General features: G+C 56.1%; 1 pseudogene. It reads right to left on the bottom strand.

Annotation, left to right across the window (positions count from 1 at the left end):
* Nucleotides 1–205, bottom strand: a pseudogene (locus A3709_RS24085) (ATP-binding protein); the annotation flags it as partial.

The following is a 205-nucleotide window of genomic DNA, read 5'->3' as shown; positions in this document are numbered from 1 at the left end:
ATCCAGGTGTTGTGCCTCGTCAATCATCAGCACGGTCTTGCGCCCCTTGCTGTGATTCTCCAACAGGTAGGCGTGCAGGGCATCGGTGAGGCTCTTCAGCGTATGCCCTTCCCGATCGTACTCAATTCCCAGCTCATCACAGGCTGTAGCCAACAGCTCCATAGCATTGAGCGCGGGGTTGAGAATAATCGCGAGATCCGTGTCC

It is taken from the genome of Halioglobus sp. HI00S01 (genome assembly GCF_001635445.1).
Classification (GTDB): Bacteria; Pseudomonadota; Gammaproteobacteria; order Pseudomonadales; family Halieaceae; genus Halioglobus; species Halioglobus japonicus.
This window is presented reverse-complemented; position numbering and strand designations above follow the sequence as displayed.